The 15,471-nt window shown below is 42.9% G+C and carries 13 protein-coding genes; 2 read left to right on the forward strand and 11 right to left on the reverse strand.

The window, feature by feature from the left end; all coding sequences use genetic code 11:
• Nucleotides 1–5 precede the first annotated feature (5 nt).
• The 3 genes from G6053_RS22235 to G6053_RS22245 form a co-directional block, all read right to left on the reverse strand.
• A complete protein-coding gene (locus G6053_RS22235; protein WP_165308517.1) occupies nucleotides 6–2,579 on the reverse strand; it encodes a glycoside hydrolase family 38 C-terminal domain-containing protein in 2,574 nt (857 codons plus the stop codon).
• A 4-nt stretch (nucleotides 2,580–2,583) separates the two neighbouring features.
• A complete protein-coding gene (locus G6053_RS22240; protein WP_165308518.1) occupies nucleotides 2,584–3,993 on the reverse strand; it encodes an SGNH/GDSL hydrolase family protein in 1,410 nt (469 codons plus the stop codon).
• Between the two features lie 226 nt (nucleotides 3,994–4,219).
• Nucleotides 4,220–5,839 (reverse strand): DUF6377 domain-containing protein, encoded by a 1,620-nt coding sequence (locus G6053_RS22245; protein ID WP_206531798.1) that lies wholly within the window; start codon nucleotides 5,837–5,839, stop codon nucleotides 4,220–4,222.
• Between the two features lie 315 nt (nucleotides 5,840–6,154).
• On the opposite strand from G6053_RS22245, the gene G6053_RS22250 reads away from it, so the two are divergent.
• The gene (locus tag G6053_RS22250; RefSeq protein ID WP_165308519.1) at nucleotides 6,155–6,853 is read left to right on the forward strand and encodes a Crp/Fnr family transcriptional regulator; all 699 of its coding nucleotides are present in this window, start codon (nucleotides 6,155–6,157) and stop codon (nucleotides 6,851–6,853) included.
• Between the two features lie 74 nt (nucleotides 6,854–6,927).
• On the opposite strand, the gene G6053_RS22255 is transcribed toward G6053_RS22250, so the two are convergent.
• From G6053_RS22255 to nirB, 4 genes are read right to left on the reverse strand one after another with little or no spacing between them, the layout of a single operon-like run.
• A complete protein-coding gene (locus G6053_RS22255; RefSeq protein ID WP_241254808.1) occupies nucleotides 6,928–7,329 on the reverse strand; it encodes a hypothetical protein in 402 nt (133 codons plus the stop codon).
• A 6-nt stretch (nucleotides 7,330–7,335) separates the two neighbouring features.
• Nucleotides 7,336–8,148 carry a formate/nitrite transporter family protein gene (locus tag G6053_RS22260; protein ID WP_165308520.1) on the reverse strand — a complete coding sequence of 271 codons (813 nt, stop codon included), beginning with the start codon at nucleotides 8,146–8,148 and terminating at the stop codon, nucleotides 7,336–7,338.
• Nucleotides 8,149–8,194: 46 nt separating this feature from the next.
• Nucleotides 8,195–8,542 (reverse strand): nitrite reductase small subunit NirD, encoded by a 348-nt coding sequence (nirD, locus tag G6053_RS22265; protein ID WP_108635626.1) that lies wholly within the window; start codon nucleotides 8,540–8,542, stop codon nucleotides 8,195–8,197.
• Between the two features lie 32 nt (nucleotides 8,543–8,574).
• Nucleotides 8,575–11,091, reverse strand: a complete 2,517-nt coding sequence (gene nirB, locus G6053_RS22270) for a nitrite reductase large subunit NirB (RefSeq protein WP_165308521.1) — start codon at nucleotides 11,089–11,091, stop codon at nucleotides 8,575–8,577.
• A gap of 199 nt (nucleotides 11,092–11,290) precedes the next feature.
• Here nirB and cobA point away from each other — a divergent pair, with 199 nt between their 5' ends.
• On the forward strand, nucleotides 11,291–12,052 hold the full coding sequence (cobA, locus tag G6053_RS22275) for a uroporphyrinogen-III C-methyltransferase (protein WP_165308522.1): 762 nt from the start codon (nucleotides 11,291–11,293) through the stop codon (nucleotides 12,050–12,052).
• Between the two features lie 110 nt (nucleotides 12,053–12,162).
• Here the strand turns inward: cobA and G6053_RS22280 are convergent, their stop codons facing one another.
• The 4 genes from G6053_RS22280 to G6053_RS22295 all read right to left on the reverse strand — a co-directional run bounded on the left by G6053_RS22280 (nucleotide 12,163) and on the right by G6053_RS22295 (nucleotide 15,355).
• Entirely contained in the window at nucleotides 12,163–12,726 is a 564-nt protein-coding gene (locus G6053_RS22280; protein ID WP_165308523.1) for a DUF4468 domain-containing protein, read from the reverse strand.
• A 186-nt stretch (nucleotides 12,727–12,912) separates the two neighbouring features.
• On the reverse strand, nucleotides 12,913–13,413 hold the full coding sequence (locus G6053_RS30680) for a DUF6265 family protein (protein ID WP_206531799.1): 501 nt from the start codon (nucleotides 13,411–13,413) through the stop codon (nucleotides 12,913–12,915).
• A 63-nt stretch (nucleotides 13,414–13,476) separates the two neighbouring features.
• A complete protein-coding gene (locus tag G6053_RS22290) occupies nucleotides 13,477–14,484 on the reverse strand; it encodes a hypothetical protein (RefSeq protein ID WP_165308524.1) in 1,008 nt (335 codons plus the stop codon).
• Between the two features lie 274 nt (nucleotides 14,485–14,758).
• A complete protein-coding gene (locus G6053_RS22295; RefSeq protein ID WP_165308525.1) occupies nucleotides 14,759–15,355 on the reverse strand; it encodes a hypothetical protein in 597 nt (198 codons plus the stop codon).
• Nucleotides 15,356–15,471 lie beyond the last annotated feature (116 nt).

A 15,471-nucleotide genomic window follows, 5' to 3' on the forward strand; every position in this document is an offset into this window, starting at 1 on the left:
AGGTTCTATTTATTGACTTTAAAGGTCCTGATTCCGAATTGTGGCAGCTGCACGACAAAAGCTTTCCTATCCTCTGCCATCTTTCTAAAGGAAATATTCCCTTTGTGTTCACCATTCAGCAGGACTTCCTGCAGCGAAGTTGCTGGAAAGTTTATGGTGACAGTTGATGGTGCCTGTTTATTGCCCGTATTAAACAGGCGTAAGCTAAGTTGTCCATGGTCCAACTGCATGGCCGATATTTCCAAATTATCATCCGAAAGTGCGATCAACTGGCGATCTCTGACTTCGATATTGGGATGATAGGATGCCAATAATGGTTCGTTCCATGCATTGCTTCGGCCTGCGATACGCGCTATATTCCAATTCTTTTCATGAGGTATCAAGGCATAGCGCATGTGTAATGGCCCAGTGATCTTATAATCCATCCCCCACAATCCCAAACCCGAGTATTGCGCTGTCAGACTCAATGGGTATTCCTTACCGTGGACGTATGACCCTGTATGGTCGGTCAGTACCGCGAGGCCATATTGGCTATTTTCGTCAAAGAGATCTACCCAGTTCAACACAACGTTGTTCTTAATCTGATCCCACTGGCCAAAAAAGGTGTCTTCCAAGCCGCTTTCAGTGACGTCAAAAGGGGCATTTTTGGCTATTTTCCCTTGCTTTATCGCTGACGGAAACATGACTTTTAACTTATAGCGATCGTCCGTAAAGGCACGTCTATTGTCTGTCCATTTCTTTTGTTGCTTATATTCACCGATCCCAACATTGCCTTTCCAGTCGATGGTCAGATCCATATCGATGCGTTGCTGTCCTTTTACAAGCGATAGCAACTGAACAAAAGGATGTCCATTTATTTCCCCTGTTATCTTGACCGTTGTTTTCAGGCCATCGTCCTGTACGACAGCGAACGCCGCGGGGCTGTCTTTTGAAGAATAAAATTTCCCAGCCTCATAAAAATGTCCAGCGATTTCTCCCATCCGATAAGCCCCATCTTGTGTCGCAAATTCCTTTTGATTTGCGTATTTGGCAATCAGACTCTTGATTGTTCCCCCCTGCTTTTTGTCCAGCACAATCCTGTACAATTCATTTTCGAGAATACAATTACCTTCATTGTCAAAACGGACAATCTTTTTCGGTTCACCCGATTTAGATTGCCCTAGCGTAATAGGTTGAGCTGCCCTAAGCTGATAGGTAGCATAGCCAAAGCCGTTCACCTCCGCTTCAAATTCCACGACCTTACCGCCAGCCATATGATGGCATTGCGCGGGCAATACCTGGTACTTTCCAGTCCACACGGTGACATCATCCACATCTGCAGGTAAGCGCACCTGTACCCATTCCTTTCGGTGCCGGGCTAGCGTATTATAAACCCGTATATAGCCCAGTTCAGCATTACTGCTCCGCGTGGAAGTCGCATAAGAAGCATTTGCCTGCTGGATCAATTGATCCGCAATGGTCAGCGTATTGCTGGTCCATTCTTCGATAGCCTGAGCCCAAGTCTGCTCCTTATGCAACTTATTGTAAGGCACAATCCAGGAATCATGGTGCTGTGCCATCATCAACGTCCGCCAGGCTTCGTCAAGACGTTTACCATCCGGCACGAAGCCATGATCCATAAAAGCCATGGCTCCGATCTTTTCAGCCTGGAGTATACGATTTTCAGCCTGGCGTACCTGTTGTGCGATGCGCTGCAATACCTGGCTGCCCCACATTAAATTGACCAAAATATCCTCTTGTCCCATTTTCCAGCGGGGCAAAGCTCCTCCAGCCGGGACCGACCTAAAATATTCCGTCCAGGTGGTGTAGCGCACATTATTTTTTACCTTTTCGGACGTTCCCATCCAGGGACCATTTTTCCATCCAGCATCCTGGTAGCACATACCGACTGGATTCATAATTCCAGCATCATAACAGCTCTTCCAATATTCCGCAGTATTGGTCCAGGCCGTAGTCTGCCAGGTTGAGTTTTTTTCAAAAGCCTCGTTTGCATAACGGGGTACCGTAAGGATTGCTGTGCCATCAGGCCCTTCCCAATTCAGAAATTGACCACCATATGCTCTTGTGTAGCCTCCCCAGCAGGTATTTGGAGATTTAAGTACCGCATACTGAAATCCGAATTGCCTGAGTATTTGGGGTAAGCTGCTTGTAAAACAAGGTTCTTCCGCAGCATAGGTTGTAAAATTAATACCCGGAAAATGCGACTGGTATTTGGCCATGCCATAAGCAAATTGGCGAATGATACTTTCACCAGAGATATTATACAGATAAGGTTGCGCATAGGTTGGATTTGTAAAATCCAGACGCGGATCCTTCGCCCATTCCTTCATACGTGCATAGCCAGCAGGATCCTTGACCTTGACCGTATCCCAGGTCTCCGGTTCAATCTCAAGTCCAATTCGCCAGCTTGGCACTGCTTCCAGATGGTCGAGCATAAATGACGTTACCCAAAGGGGGTAGTGTCCGTAAACCCCGCCGTGGTAACCATCGACAAAATAAGCTTGCTGCTGCCCCCGCAGACCAGCTGCCGATACCAACACAAGAAACAAAATAACTGCTATTTTTTTCAACCCGGTCATGCCACTATTTTTTCAGCTGTACAAGACGCACAGACCGTTTAACAGGTTGATTTACTTCATTCATCCGCTGCTGCAGATCATCAATCTGGCTTTGCCAGGCTGCACGTACTTCAGGATACATCGCTTTGGCATAAAGATCTCTTTTTGCGCGCACCCAACCATCTGTGGCTACATGTTGATCCATGACCTCGATTGCCTTGCGATTGTCGGCATTCAACAGTCCTTTGGGAAGAAAAAAATTATACTGCACCCAGGCCAGATCACGGAAGCGGCGTTCAATCTCCCAGCGTTCTTCATTGAGAAACATCACTTTCAAGGCCTGTTGATATTGGGGTGTCCGTGTCTGATTCGCTAGATTGATCCCTTTGTCGAGATCCGCAGCAGACCATACACCGATTTCCTGATCGTCAATCCATAAGGTGTAGTTTCCTTTAAGTCCCTTTACCTGCAAGATTTCCTGATTCATTTCTTCCATAAAAGGGACGATCTTAACCGCATCGTGCTGACTATATTTAGCCCCCCAGCCTCTAGCGACTGTATCCATGGGATAAGGTAGTGCCGCCGCGAGATAATCAAAATTGAGGTTATTTCCAGCTTTTTTGACATTTTCAACCGTACAGTTCTTTGCTGCTGTCACCCGTTGTTTCGGGGCGTCAATGCCTACTGTTGCTACCCCTTGACCGGCAAATCCCTGTGCTTTCAAGAATAAGTAAGCCATCACCATATGCCCATTATTATCTGGGTGCACACGGTCACTTCCCGATAAGGTGAAAGACGGATCCTTTTGCTGAAAATTCGCATTGATTGCGCTGATGGACTGATTGAAATCATAGAATTCCCAGCCATTACTTTTAGCAGATTCACGCTGAAAATCGACGATGCGTTTCATAGCCTTGTTTTTATTTTTAAAGGGCTTATTATCCTTGATCACCACATTTTCATCATAAGGAGTACTTCCAAGCAATACCAGGCGGGTATCGACCAACCCTTTGTATCGTTGTTCCATTTCCTTATAGCCATCATACGACTCTTTTACCTTAGTATCAGCAAAATCCTCAGGCTGATCACCGTTATATTCAAAATAGCCTGAATCGTTCATACCGAAAGTCGTGATCAATACCGTAGGTTGCTTGCTGAAGACATCGCCATCCAATCGTCGAAGCATATCAACCACCCGATCCCCACCGATCCCGGCGTTGAATACCTTCAATTTCATTTCGGGAAAACGTGTGAGGTAATACAGCCAGATATAGGCGTGGTAATGCCCACCATCCGTAATGCTATTTCCCAAAAAGACCACGCGGTCGCCATCCTTAAAGGGTGAAATTTGTTGCGCAAGAGTCCGGACGGCTGTTCCCAAAGACAGAAGAACGGCAAATCCCGCCGAAAAGATTTTTCTAGAATAATTTCCCATAAGATTAAAATTGTACAGGGGGTGACGATAGGTAAAACGTAAAAATAGATTTATTAAATTGGTATTGGTCCTATCGGCATTTCCTTAGAAACAAATGTATAACGCAAGAGCCCTACTTGCATGTGCAAGTAGGGCTCCTAGTAAACGATTATAACAAAGAAAAGATAACAATCAGCTCACAAACAAATAGTTACAAAACAATAAGCAAGCTATTTTGGTAAATGATTTAGAATTGATTTGTGGATACTGCGCCCAATTTTCGCACTTTTTCTTCAAAATGTTGGGCATCATCAATGGCCTTACTCTTTACCTTGCTCTTATAATTATAGATGGTTTGCATCGAATAGCGCAGAAAGATGGCAATCTGATTGACATCAGATATTCCAAGGCGGATCAGGGCAAAAATGCGGAGTTCGGTATTGAGTTTATCCTTTTTCAGCTGGTACTGTTCATCCGGCCGGAGGAGGTTATTAAATTCATCAACAAAATTGGGATATACCTCCAAAAAAGTCCGGTCAAAATCAGCGTAAAGATCCTGTGCGTATTTTTCCAGGGATTCATTGGAAGAAGTCAGCTGTTGTAAGTCTTCCAGCTGGCGGCTTTTGACCTTACGGTACACATTTTTTCTAAAATCATCCAGTTTCTCCAGATATACCGCACATTGGTTGAGGTAATAGCCGATATAACGTTCACGTACAAGATTGGCCTCGTCCAATTTATGGTTGACGAAGATCAGCTGCTCGTTAGTCATATTGAGCTTCTTTCGGGCACGGGATACAATCTTCATCTGCTTAAATAAGAAATAGAGTGTGAGGATCAAAATAACTGCAAATATGCTAATTACGATTGCATATAGACGCAAATTTTTCCGCTGTTGATCGATCTTGGCAAGATAGGTCGCTTCAATAATAGGTTGTGTGCGTGCGATAACAGTATTGCGAAAGCGCGAATTGTAATAGTTGGCATCGTCCAGAGCAGCCTGAATATAAGCAAAGGCTCTATTCACATCACCCTTTTTATTCAAGTAAATCGCCAAGGTCAATAATGACTCGTTTTCTTTAATTGCCAGTCGGACATCTGTAATTGCGGCCATAATAAGATATTCTTCCGCCAATTGCGCTTTTCCTAGTTCTTTAGCAATCATCGCAATACCCATCGCAGACATCCCATAGGCATGTGTATCACTTTTTTCCTTTTTGAACAAATGCAACTGGATATCACCGGACTCTTTGAACATACCCTCTGCTTTGAGCTTAAATGATTTCTCCTTGAGGTACATATCTGAGTTAGGATCGAGCAGCCCCATAAGGCTGCTTCTGGATTTGGCGATTTCACTTTCGTACTCCGTATTGTAATTATCGTGGTCAGTATATTTGATCAAATTTTCATAATAACGGATATTGCTCCAGTGGTAGAGGACCTTCAGGTGCTGAGGCAGTCCATCATAATCGATTTGCTTCAGTACATCCCATGCCTGGGTAAACAATCCAGAGATGGAAAGAACAAAAGCCAATTTGACTTGGCTTTCTGTCATGAGCATCTTATCGTTCAGCTGTTTGGCTATCGCAATATTGCCGTCTATATAAGCCAGTGATGAGTCACAGTTTAACGTCTGGTATTCAAAAATTAGCTGATTTTGGATCTCGTAGCGCTCTTTGTCCCTTGAAAGGCCTTTCAATAAACCTTTGATTGAATCAATCTGATGGATCTTGGCATCTAAATAGACAGCCCGATTATGGATTGCTTTATCCAGTACGTTCAATAAGGAATCTACTTTGTTCGCGTGCAGTGGTGTACAGTAAGCTAATGCAAAAATGCACAGAAGAATAAGTTGTCTCGCTTTCACTAGGCTATTATAATTGATCAAACGTAGCTCAAATATAAGTAAAAATTCGCTGGTAAAAACCCACGATTGTATAGTTAACGTTATTGTTGCATCAAAAATAGACCGCTATGAGCATAAACTATTGACATTAGAGAATTATATCGGATCCTCAATAGCCAACCATTTATCAAGCGTTAATAAAATAAAGGATTGCACAGGCTGCAAATTTAAAATTGCCTTATCGTCCGTTTTTTATAGCAGACAAAATAGGAATTTAAGTGAATAGATAATACCTTTGGGCAGATAAAACCACTTCAGTACCTGAAACGAATATTGATGAAATCAAAAAAAGCAACGACCTGTGACCACTCCTGCCTTATGTGCCGCTATGTTTTAAAGGATTGGCTTGGCCAGATCGATCTGCATCGAAAACAGATCAAGGTAAAAAAAGGCGAGCAGTTTATCGCTGAAGGAGAAGCTGTCCACGGTATTTATTTTGTACAATCTGGACTTATCAAAGTACACCGCAACCTTAGCGACAAGGAAATCATTGTCCGTTTCGCGAAAGAAGGTGATATTGTCGGCCATCGGGGCGTTTCATCCGAACAAGCTGTCTATCCAATTTCAGCAACCGCATTGGAACCAACACAACTCTGTTTTATTGATCTACCCTTTTTTATGTCAACGCTACGCATCAACTCTGAGCTAAGCTATCAACTCATGCTCTTTTATGCTGACGAGTTACAGCTCTCGGAGCAGAAGATGTGCAATCTTGTCCAACTATCCGTTAAAAACAGATTAGCCTGGAGCCTACTGCTGCTCCACCGTATTTTTGGTGCTGGGTCTAGCGAGGGTTACATTGGTCTTGCACTAAGCAAGAAAGACTTGGCGTCCTATGTGGGTACTACCTACGAGACCTTTTATCGTATGCTTGGCGAACTTGCGGCGATGGGAACAATCACGGTTGAGGGAAAGAAAATTTTTATTAAAGATTTCCAGCAGTTAAACAGATTAGCTTCTGAACAAGAAGTATAAAAAAGGGGGAGCCAACAACTTAAAAATGATCTTGTGCTCCCCAGCGTAAATATTTCCCAATCTATACGTCAACGTTAAAATTTGTACCCCATTCCGATCCCCAATTTCCATTTCCCATCAGAAGTACTGGTTTTTGCATTATAAAAAGCGGGCAACTGGATGGCCATATGTCCGGATACCAGCGTCAGACCAAATCCAAGCGTCGGGGTAATCCAAGAATTCTTTGGCTTCCCTTCTTCCACCTTGTCATCCTTTAATTTCAACGTAGGCAGCAATCCGAGCATTACAGCCCTCTTTTTAGCAAAATTATATTTCACGGCAGGCCCCGTACAGTTAATGTAAGCACCGTGATCTGCGTATCCCGCCACCAAAATACCCTCAAATAAACTGGCTTTTACGGGGTTTTGCTGGCTATAGGCCGCCAGCGAGAGCACATGCAGCATCAGCATGACCGTGATTTGTTTTATTTTAGCCATAACTATTTAGTTTTGCGAGGTCGATACTTGTCCTTTTCTGCTATACGTGTAATAGATTGCCATTCCTGTAAACAACAAACCGCCAACAATATTACCAGCGGTCACGATAAGCTGATTGTAAAGCCACCAATCAGAGATGCTTACTTTTGCACCAAACATCATTCCAGCAGGAATCACAAACATATTGACCACCGCATGTTCATAGCCCAGCGCGAAGAATATAAAGATCGGAATGCCCGCGGCCAGTATTTTACCCAAAGTAGACTTGGAAGTCATGGACATCACAACGCCCATACAGACCATCCAATTACACAGAATCGCTTTGACAAAAGCGGCAAATAAACCCGCAGCGCCATGATCACCATAGCCGATTGTTTTCTTTTCACTGATCAGGATCAGACTCTGCTCGATATTACCCAATTGACTGATCTGCCCCGTTTCAGTGCTTGCAGCCCAGAATAGCAACGCAAAAAGGACACTTCCCAAGAGATTTCCCAAGAATACCCAAAACAAATTGTTCGCCATCACCCTAAAACCAATTTTTCCTTCAAACCAGGCCAAGGGCACAAGGGAGAAACTTCCCGTCACAAGTTCCAATCCAAGGATGACGATAATGACAAATCCCACCGGAAAGACAAATGCCCCCACCAGGCTCAAACCCGTCTGTGAAGTCGCCAATAAGGCCAACGTCACCGATATCGCCAATAAGGCACCGGCAAGCGCACCACGGATCAGGAGATCCCGGACCGGCAAGGAAGATTTGTAGATAGCGGTATTCATCATTGTTCCCGCCACTTCTTTGGGGCTAATGTAATCCATAATTTATTTACGTTAAAAGTTTTCCATTTAAATAGTTCCGAAAGCCCTAAGCGATCATTCCGATATACACGTTCCCGTTTTCCACTTTAACAGGGTAAGTCTTAATTGCACATTCATCACCGGAGAGACATTCCCCTGTATCCAGTGCAAAGGTTTTCTTATGAAATGGACAAGCCACCTTTGGCGTATCCCCCAGCGAACCCAACATTCCCCTGCTTAAAATCATCTGCCGTTTGTGCGGACATTCATTCTGGGTAGCATACCATTCATTGCGGCGTGCAAAATAAAATAGCGCGACCTGTTGATTGTTTAGCTTGAGACAAACCCCGCCATTCTCGATAGCATCTTCTATTTTACAGGCTTGAAGCCATTGTGTGTCTAGTTGCGTTTCCATATGATTCTCTTTAAAAAGGTTTTGTATAATGTTTAAATAGTTTTTAGATTCCAATCGGCTGCTTTTTTCTGTCCGCGCATCATGTCAAACTGTACCGTATCGTCCTTTTCCTCAGGTGCGTTTACAAAATGTACAAAACGTTTACGGATATTGGGATCCTCTACTGCAGCCTTCCATTCACAACGGTAGCTATCAACAAGCAATTGCATATCCTGTTCCCAAGCTTCTCCCATTCCGAGACTATCCTCCACCACCACATTCCGCAAATAGTCGATCCCCCCTTCCATTTTATTGAGCCAAGGAGCAGTACGCGTCAGTGGGTCTGCTGTGCGGATATAGAACATCAGAAAACGGTCAATATACCGGATACAGGTTTCACTATCAATATCGGCCGCCAAGAGTAGCGCATGCTGAGGTTTGCTACCACCGTTTCCGCAGACATAGAGATTCCAGCCTTTTTCCGTCGCGATGATACCAAAGTCCTTGCTCTGTGCTTCGGCGCACTCACGGATACAGCCACTGACAGCAGACTTGAGCTTATGCGGAGCCCGCAGTCCACGATAGCGCTCCTCAATGCGGATAGCAAAAGACACACTGTCATGCAGACCAAATCGGCACCAGGTACTACCCACACAGCTTTTCACGGTACGCAGTGCCTTTCCATAAGCATGCCCACTCTCAAAACCCGCTGCGATAAGTTCCTCCCAGATAAACGGGAGGTCATTGAGGTGTGCACCAAACAAATCAATGCGTTGTCCTCCCGTAATTTTTGTATATAAATTATATTTTTTAGCCACTTCACCGATAACGATCAGCTTGTCAGGTGTAATTTCACCGCCCGGAATCCGTGGAACGACAGAGTAGGTTCCGCCTTTCTGTATATTGGCTAGGTAACGGTCGTTACTATCCTGTGCCACATCATTTCCCTTACCAAGGATCATTTCATTCCAGAGACTAGCGAGCAATGAAGATACCAGCGGTTTGCATACCTCACAACCGTGCCCCCTGCCCAAAGCATCCAGCACATGATCGTAGCTTTTCAGCTCGTGTATTTTGATCAGGTCGTACAGCTCCTGACGGCTCAGGTCAAAATGCTCACATATTGTATTACGGATATATTTACCCTGTTGCTTCATGGTATAGTTGACCAGATCTTTTACCATAGGTACACAACCACCGCATCCCGAACCAGCTTTGGTACATTTTTTAACAGCCTCTGCATTTTCACAATTATGTGTGGTCACAGCATCACAGATCTGCGCTTTGGTAATCCCTTCACAACTGCAGATCAATGCCTGATCCGGTAGGGCTTCCAATCCCGAAGAAGCCGATTTGCTCTCGCGCTTCTCGTCAAACAGCAGCAGTTCGGGATGCTCAGCCAAAGGCATACTATTGTTGACCATTTGCAGGAGCATGTTGTAACTGGTAGCCTCGCCCACGAGAATTCCACCGAGCAGACGCGTACCGTCCGTACTGACGTTCAATCGTTTATAGACACCTTTATTGCGATCCTCCAGCAGGATCGTCCGTGCATAAGGCTCACTGACAAAAGGGTCACCAAAGCTAGCCACATCCACCCCCATCAGTTTTAATTTGGTACTCATATCAAATCCCTTGAAAGATTTCTCTTCACCTATGATATGAGAAGCGGCAATTTCCGCCATTTCATAACCAGGAGCAACCAAGCCATAAATCATGTCATTAACCAGCGCACATTCCCCAATGGCATATACAGCAGGCTCAGAAGTCTGCATCTGTGCATTGACCAGTATCCCGCCACGTTCTCCGACGGCTAATCCAATTTTTTTTGCCAGCTCATCCCGCGGACGGATACCAGCAGAAATCACCAGCATATCTGTTTCGAGCACCGTACCATCATTAAAAGCAATACCAGTAAGGTGTTCATCTCCGAGTAGCTGGCTTGTGGATTTTTGCAGTTGACAGCTCAGCCCCAATTCAGCCAACTTAGCTTCTAAAAGGGCGCTCGCGCTTGCATCGATCTGCCTGGGCATCAATCGCGGCGCAAATTCAATGACTGCTGTTTCTTCAATACCCAAGTCAACGAGGGCTTTTGCCGCTTCCAAACCCAGCAGTCCGCCCCCCATAACCGTTCCTTTTTTAGCTTTCGCCGCATAAGCTTTGATCAATTCTAGATCCTCAATAGTCCGGTAGAGAAATACGCCTTGCTTTTCTATCCCCGGAATTGGCGGTACGAAAGCAGCCGAGCCTGTTGCAAAGATGAGGTAGTCATAATGAATAATTTCACCCTTCAATGAACAAACCTCTTTTTTACTTAAATCTACATCAACAACGGGGTCATTTAAATGAATTTTAATGTTATTCTCAGCGTACCAATCGTTTTTTGAAAGAAAAAGTTCATCAATCGATGAAATTTTAAAGTAATCTGTCAGATGTACGCGATCATAGGCACGAATTGGCTCTTCTGCAAACACAGTTATCTGTAGATCGGGAGATTTTTGTTTTAATTTTTCACAAATCTTATTCCCGACCATACCATTTCCGATAATTACAATCATTTTTCTTTCCATAACATCTATTTTTTTATTAAAAAACCATATACCTGATTTCATACCACTAATTTATGAAATAAAAAATCAAATAATCAACAAAAATATGATTTTTATCATATTTTTTCATTAAAAAACTACAAACAATCAAATATTTTGTGATTTTAATCATAATTTTTAATACATTTACATACATAAAGACAGTAAAAACAGGTAAAACATGAAAAAATCAACCGAAAAATCATTATTTATTGTTGGAGCTGGTCCGGGAGACCCAGAATTGCTCACCATTAAAGCCTATAAAGCGATCGAAAATGCGCAAGTTATCCTATATGACAACTTAATCAACGAGGAAATCCTAAGTATAGCGAATAAAAACTGTATAAAACGTTATGTTGGCAAGCATCCTTATGGCAAATACGTACCACAAGAAGAAATAAATGACCTTATTCTTTACTATTGTCAAAATTTTGAGCATGTGGTACGCTTGAAAGGCGGAGATCCCTACCTCTTTGGACGTGGTTTTGAAGAATGGCTTACCGTGAAAGACCAAAATATAAATGTTACCTATATTCCGGGAATCAGCAGCATGCAAGGTGCAGGTCTCAATAGTATCCCGCTCACGCATCGCGGTGTAAGTGAAGGTGTATGGGCATTGACCGGTATGAAAAAAGATGGCAGCCTATCAGCCGACCTTCCACTAGCTGTCCAGAGCAAATCGACCGTGGTGATTTATATGGGGATGCGTAAACTTGATGAGATTGCACGTACTTATGTGCTCTATGGCAAAGGAGATACACCCGCGGCCATTATACAGCACGCGAGCCTACCACAACAAAAGCAGGTGTTATGTAAAGCGAAAGATCTTGTGCGAGCTAGTCTGGAGAATAGCCTCGGGCATCCGGCGATTATTGTCATCGGAGAAGTTGTCAACTTGCAGCAGGCCGCCACAATCGTTATGGAACAACGGCATATTATATAATATAGCACCTAAAAATTCCTTTTGATAGCTTCGTATTTCACACCATAACCCATAAACGAAAAAAGCCCCCATACGGAGGCTCTCTCATTATATATTATTTGGTGGTTTTTCTACCAATTGTCATTCGACTTGCTATCGTTGATTCCCTTTGAGAATTCAGCGATATACCTATTGATGAATGCATCTAACCCTTCCTGCAAGCTTTTTCGGGCCACTTTGCCATTGCTACCATACAATGCATTTTTTGACATAAAGTTATTCGTACCGTTCAACGGGTATTCAGCTCCGCCCGGCGACTCAAAATATTTGTAATTCGGTGCGAACCTTATTTTCGAATCTTTGAAATCCAGGGTAATCTTATAATAAAAATCATAGTACGTTTTTGAACCCAAATAGGTGGTATAAACAGCCTTCTGCTCCATCGCATCGATCACAATTTGCTCGCCATCGATTTTCGTCGTTACTTTCTCAGGATTATTATAATAGGAATTCACATACTTTAGCGCCGCTTTATAGAGATCGTTTTGTGATCTACCGGCGAAATTCAACACAACATAGCTTTTGGACTCATCGCTAGTATCTACAAAATCCTTCGGTGTTATTTTCATTGATTGTGCTTGCACAAATGCCGTAACGATACAAAACAATAAAACGGCAAAAAACTTTTTACTCATTACCTGTAGTCCTTTTTTCAATTTAAGATTAATTATATTAACACACGTTGCTATGTTAACAGATATTATGCCAAACTTATACAGTTAAACTTTAAACGGCAGGTTTTGTCTTTCCTCATTTAAAAAATATAATCATCCGGAATCACCAGACATATTTGGCGTATTCCTAATGAAAATCCATTTAAGCTATTGAATTTTCTCAAATTCAAAGGGAATTTCCATGTCCTTATTAGAAACTTTTGCTTTCAGCTTTCCACTTTCGGTCCAATACTGGATTTGTTTCGGAAAATCTATCGAATCATTTGTAAAAACAAACTCGTTGCTTTTAAGCTCTGCCAGCTTAAATTCAATAGGTCTTTTTTCATCCGGAGTTTTAACGAATAAGCTCCATTTTCCATCCGTTGCGATTAACGACATTTGCTCCTGGCTTACGGTATCCCCTTTTTGCAATGTATAGGAAAAGCCTGCATATTCTGTCACGCTTATTTTTTCCCAGTTTTCAAAAGTTTCTTTTCCTTTTTCTTCGTTCACCCGCTTCCAATTTCCGTTGAGCCAATCTAAATTCACCGCTGTTTCCATTGTGGATTCAGATGCAGTCGTTGAGGTTGCAGCGGGACCACTTTTTATCGTCTGGTGACAGGATACAGCGACAGCGGTATAAACTAAAAGACCTATCCTTTTCATCATTTACTATTTTGGTTATGAATTGTATGTTAATATTGACTTCAATATACCTATTTTTATACAATTTTACCTCTCCCGCCTAGGCATACTTAAAATATCTTCCTGTTCCCTGGCTTCCTGTTTACTCAATTCCATCAGACCTAAATCAGAATGGTAAATAGCTTGGTAGTTATTTAAAAAGATAAATCGAAAGTATCTGGCCGTCCCTGCCTCCTCCGCAAACTTTTTAGGATCTTCATAAAATGATTCCTTACCCATATACTGTTCGCCGGGGGTTGCAAGCGCCCTACCCGTTTTATCCTTGTCCGACCATCCGCCCTGACGGTTAAAAAAGGAGATATCAGATTTGTAGTTTTGATATTGCCCCTGATACACATGTGTCTTTTTCTTCGGATCCGTATACGTTAACTTAAAATTGATATCATCCACAAAATCAATCTTGTAGGCGGTCTTCTCTTTGCCGAATATTATTCTCATCTCATTGTACTCCGAATTTGATGGCGATCTTTCGTATTTGGCTGTAAAATACCAGGTTGTATGCTGGAGCGGATAAGTCTCCGTAACAGGAAATGTGTAATTATCCGAAGAAAAAGGAAATTTTTGTCCTTTGTCATAGATCAGCAGGAATTTTATGGTATGAAGCCGCTTATTGTCAATGGCGGTATCCCCGGCGATCATATACCTAACCACCGGATTGTTAAACGCAGCTTGATAGGTATTCGCATCGATCTGCTCAAGCTTAGGCTCATAATCAAGCAAGCGCGCTCTAAAAACGCTAAGATCGGCAGCCGTAATATAAGTCAGCAACAGTTCATTCTTATTGTCCTGCTGTCTGGTGGACAACGACAGTCTTTCCTTCGTCTGCGGATGTATATAGAGGCTATCATTGACCTCCTGGAATCCCGTTGGTAGTAGGTAGCTTCTATTTAACCGAGCAATTTTATCTGCCTGAACCCCTTCATCTGTATATAGATGAATGAAATTTCTTGGATAGAATTTCTGTGCAAACAAGCCTTTGCCCATACAGAAAATCAATACTAGCAGACTTAACAACTTTGTTATTTTTACGTTCATTTTTTGCTTTTATAATCTATTTGACCCTAAAGATAGGGATAACATCACAACAAGCGGATCTATTTTAATATCCGCATTAGATCAGTTACGATTCGTAAAAGTCAGCGCAAAATACAGAAGGACAAGTCAGATCAGCAGAAAGACGCCATTGGCAAAAAGCAAAAATATACCCAGAGTCGTCAGCCTTGGCAAAAGGCCGTACAGACTCATGTCGTCGATTAAGCAGAAAAGATAATTCGAGAGCCATTTTACAGGCAAAAGCCCGGCATTGATGCTAGGCTTTTATTTTTGGATCTATCCAATAAGCAGTGTGGTTCGTGTGGCTAAAAAATTCCATGGGCGTCACATGACAGTCCATGGTATCCTGTAATCCCCCATCGGTATAACTTACCAGTTCTTCGGAGGGGACAACCATTCCCGTAATGATAGCCGATTCATCCAAACAGTTTAAATCGGACAATAGGACATTGATATTGTTGGATACGACCCATTGTTCCATCTCTGCTTTGGTCAGCTGCTGTACCCTTTCTGCCAAAAATTTAGCTTCCTCAAGCTCTTTTTCGACACTATTGGGATAAAATAGTTTGAGGAATGCAACATACTTATCAAACTGTTTCGTTCGGATGGCTTCATTGCGTAGGAATTGCTTCTCCCCCAATTGCCCGTACTCCTTCGCATATTTACGCAGTTCCAATTCCGACAATTCCCGATCCGACCAGTTTGCCAACTCCGACAGGGCATACACATCGGTGCCCTGTCCATCACATTTGTTTAGATATTCCCAGACATCCCCCTGGACGATTTTGGGTTTATTATGTTCCAGAATGTTATATCCCTCGGCAATCCACACTTCAATTTGTTCCCGTTTCATATATCAATTTTTAATTTAATACCTAATCTCTAGTCCCTAATCGACAAGCACACATTCAACCGTGTCAAGTCCGACAGCATGTACGGTCCATTGTGCCGATTATTCTATCTTATAAA

This window comes from Sphingobacterium sp. DR205, from assembly GCF_011064245.1.
GTDB classification, from domain to species: Bacteria; Bacteroidota; Bacteroidia; order Sphingobacteriales; family Sphingobacteriaceae; genus Sphingobacterium; species Sphingobacterium athyrii.

Coding starts and splice junctions, on each gene's coding strand:
- G6053_RS22235 (WP_165308517.1), bottom strand. CDS start 2,579: ATGACCGGGTTGAAAAAAATAGCAGTTATTTTGTTTCTTGTGTTGGTA.
- G6053_RS22240 (WP_165308518.1), bottom strand. CDS start 3,993: ATGGGAAATTATTCTAGAAAAATCTTTTCGGCGGGATTTGCCGTTCTT.
- G6053_RS22250 (WP_165308519.1), top strand. CDS start 6,155: ATGAAATCAAAAAAAGCAACGACCTGTGACCACTCCTGCCTTATGTGC.
- G6053_RS22255 (WP_241254808.1), bottom strand. CDS start 7,329: ATGGCTAAAATAAAACAAATCACGGTCATGCTGATGCTGCATGTGCTC.
- G6053_RS22260 (WP_165308520.1), bottom strand. CDS start 8,148: ATGGATTACATTAGCCCCAAAGAAGTGGCGGGAACAATGATGAATACC.
- nirD (WP_108635626.1), bottom strand. CDS start 8,542: ATGGAAACGCAACTAGACACACAATGGCTTCAAGCCTGTAAAATAGAA.
- nirB (WP_165308521.1), bottom strand. CDS start 11,091: ATGGAAAGAAAAATGATTGTAATTATCGGAAATGGTATGGTCGGGAAT.
- cobA (WP_165308522.1), top strand. CDS start 11,291: ATGAAAAAATCAACCGAAAAATCATTATTTATTGTTGGAGCTGGTCCG.
- G6053_RS22280 (WP_165308523.1), bottom strand. CDS start 12,726: ATGAGTAAAAAGTTTTTTGCCGTTTTATTGTTTTGTATCGTTACGGCA.
- G6053_RS30680 (WP_206531799.1), bottom strand. CDS start 13,413: ATGATGAAAAGGATAGGTCTTTTAGTTTATACCGCTGTCGCTGTATCC.
- G6053_RS22290 (WP_165308524.1), bottom strand. CDS start 14,484: ATGAACGTAAAAATAACAAAGTTGTTAAGTCTGCTAGTATTGATTTTC.
- G6053_RS22295 (WP_165308525.1), bottom strand. CDS start 15,355: ATGAAACGGGAACAAATTGAAGTGTGGATTGCCGAGGGATATAACATT.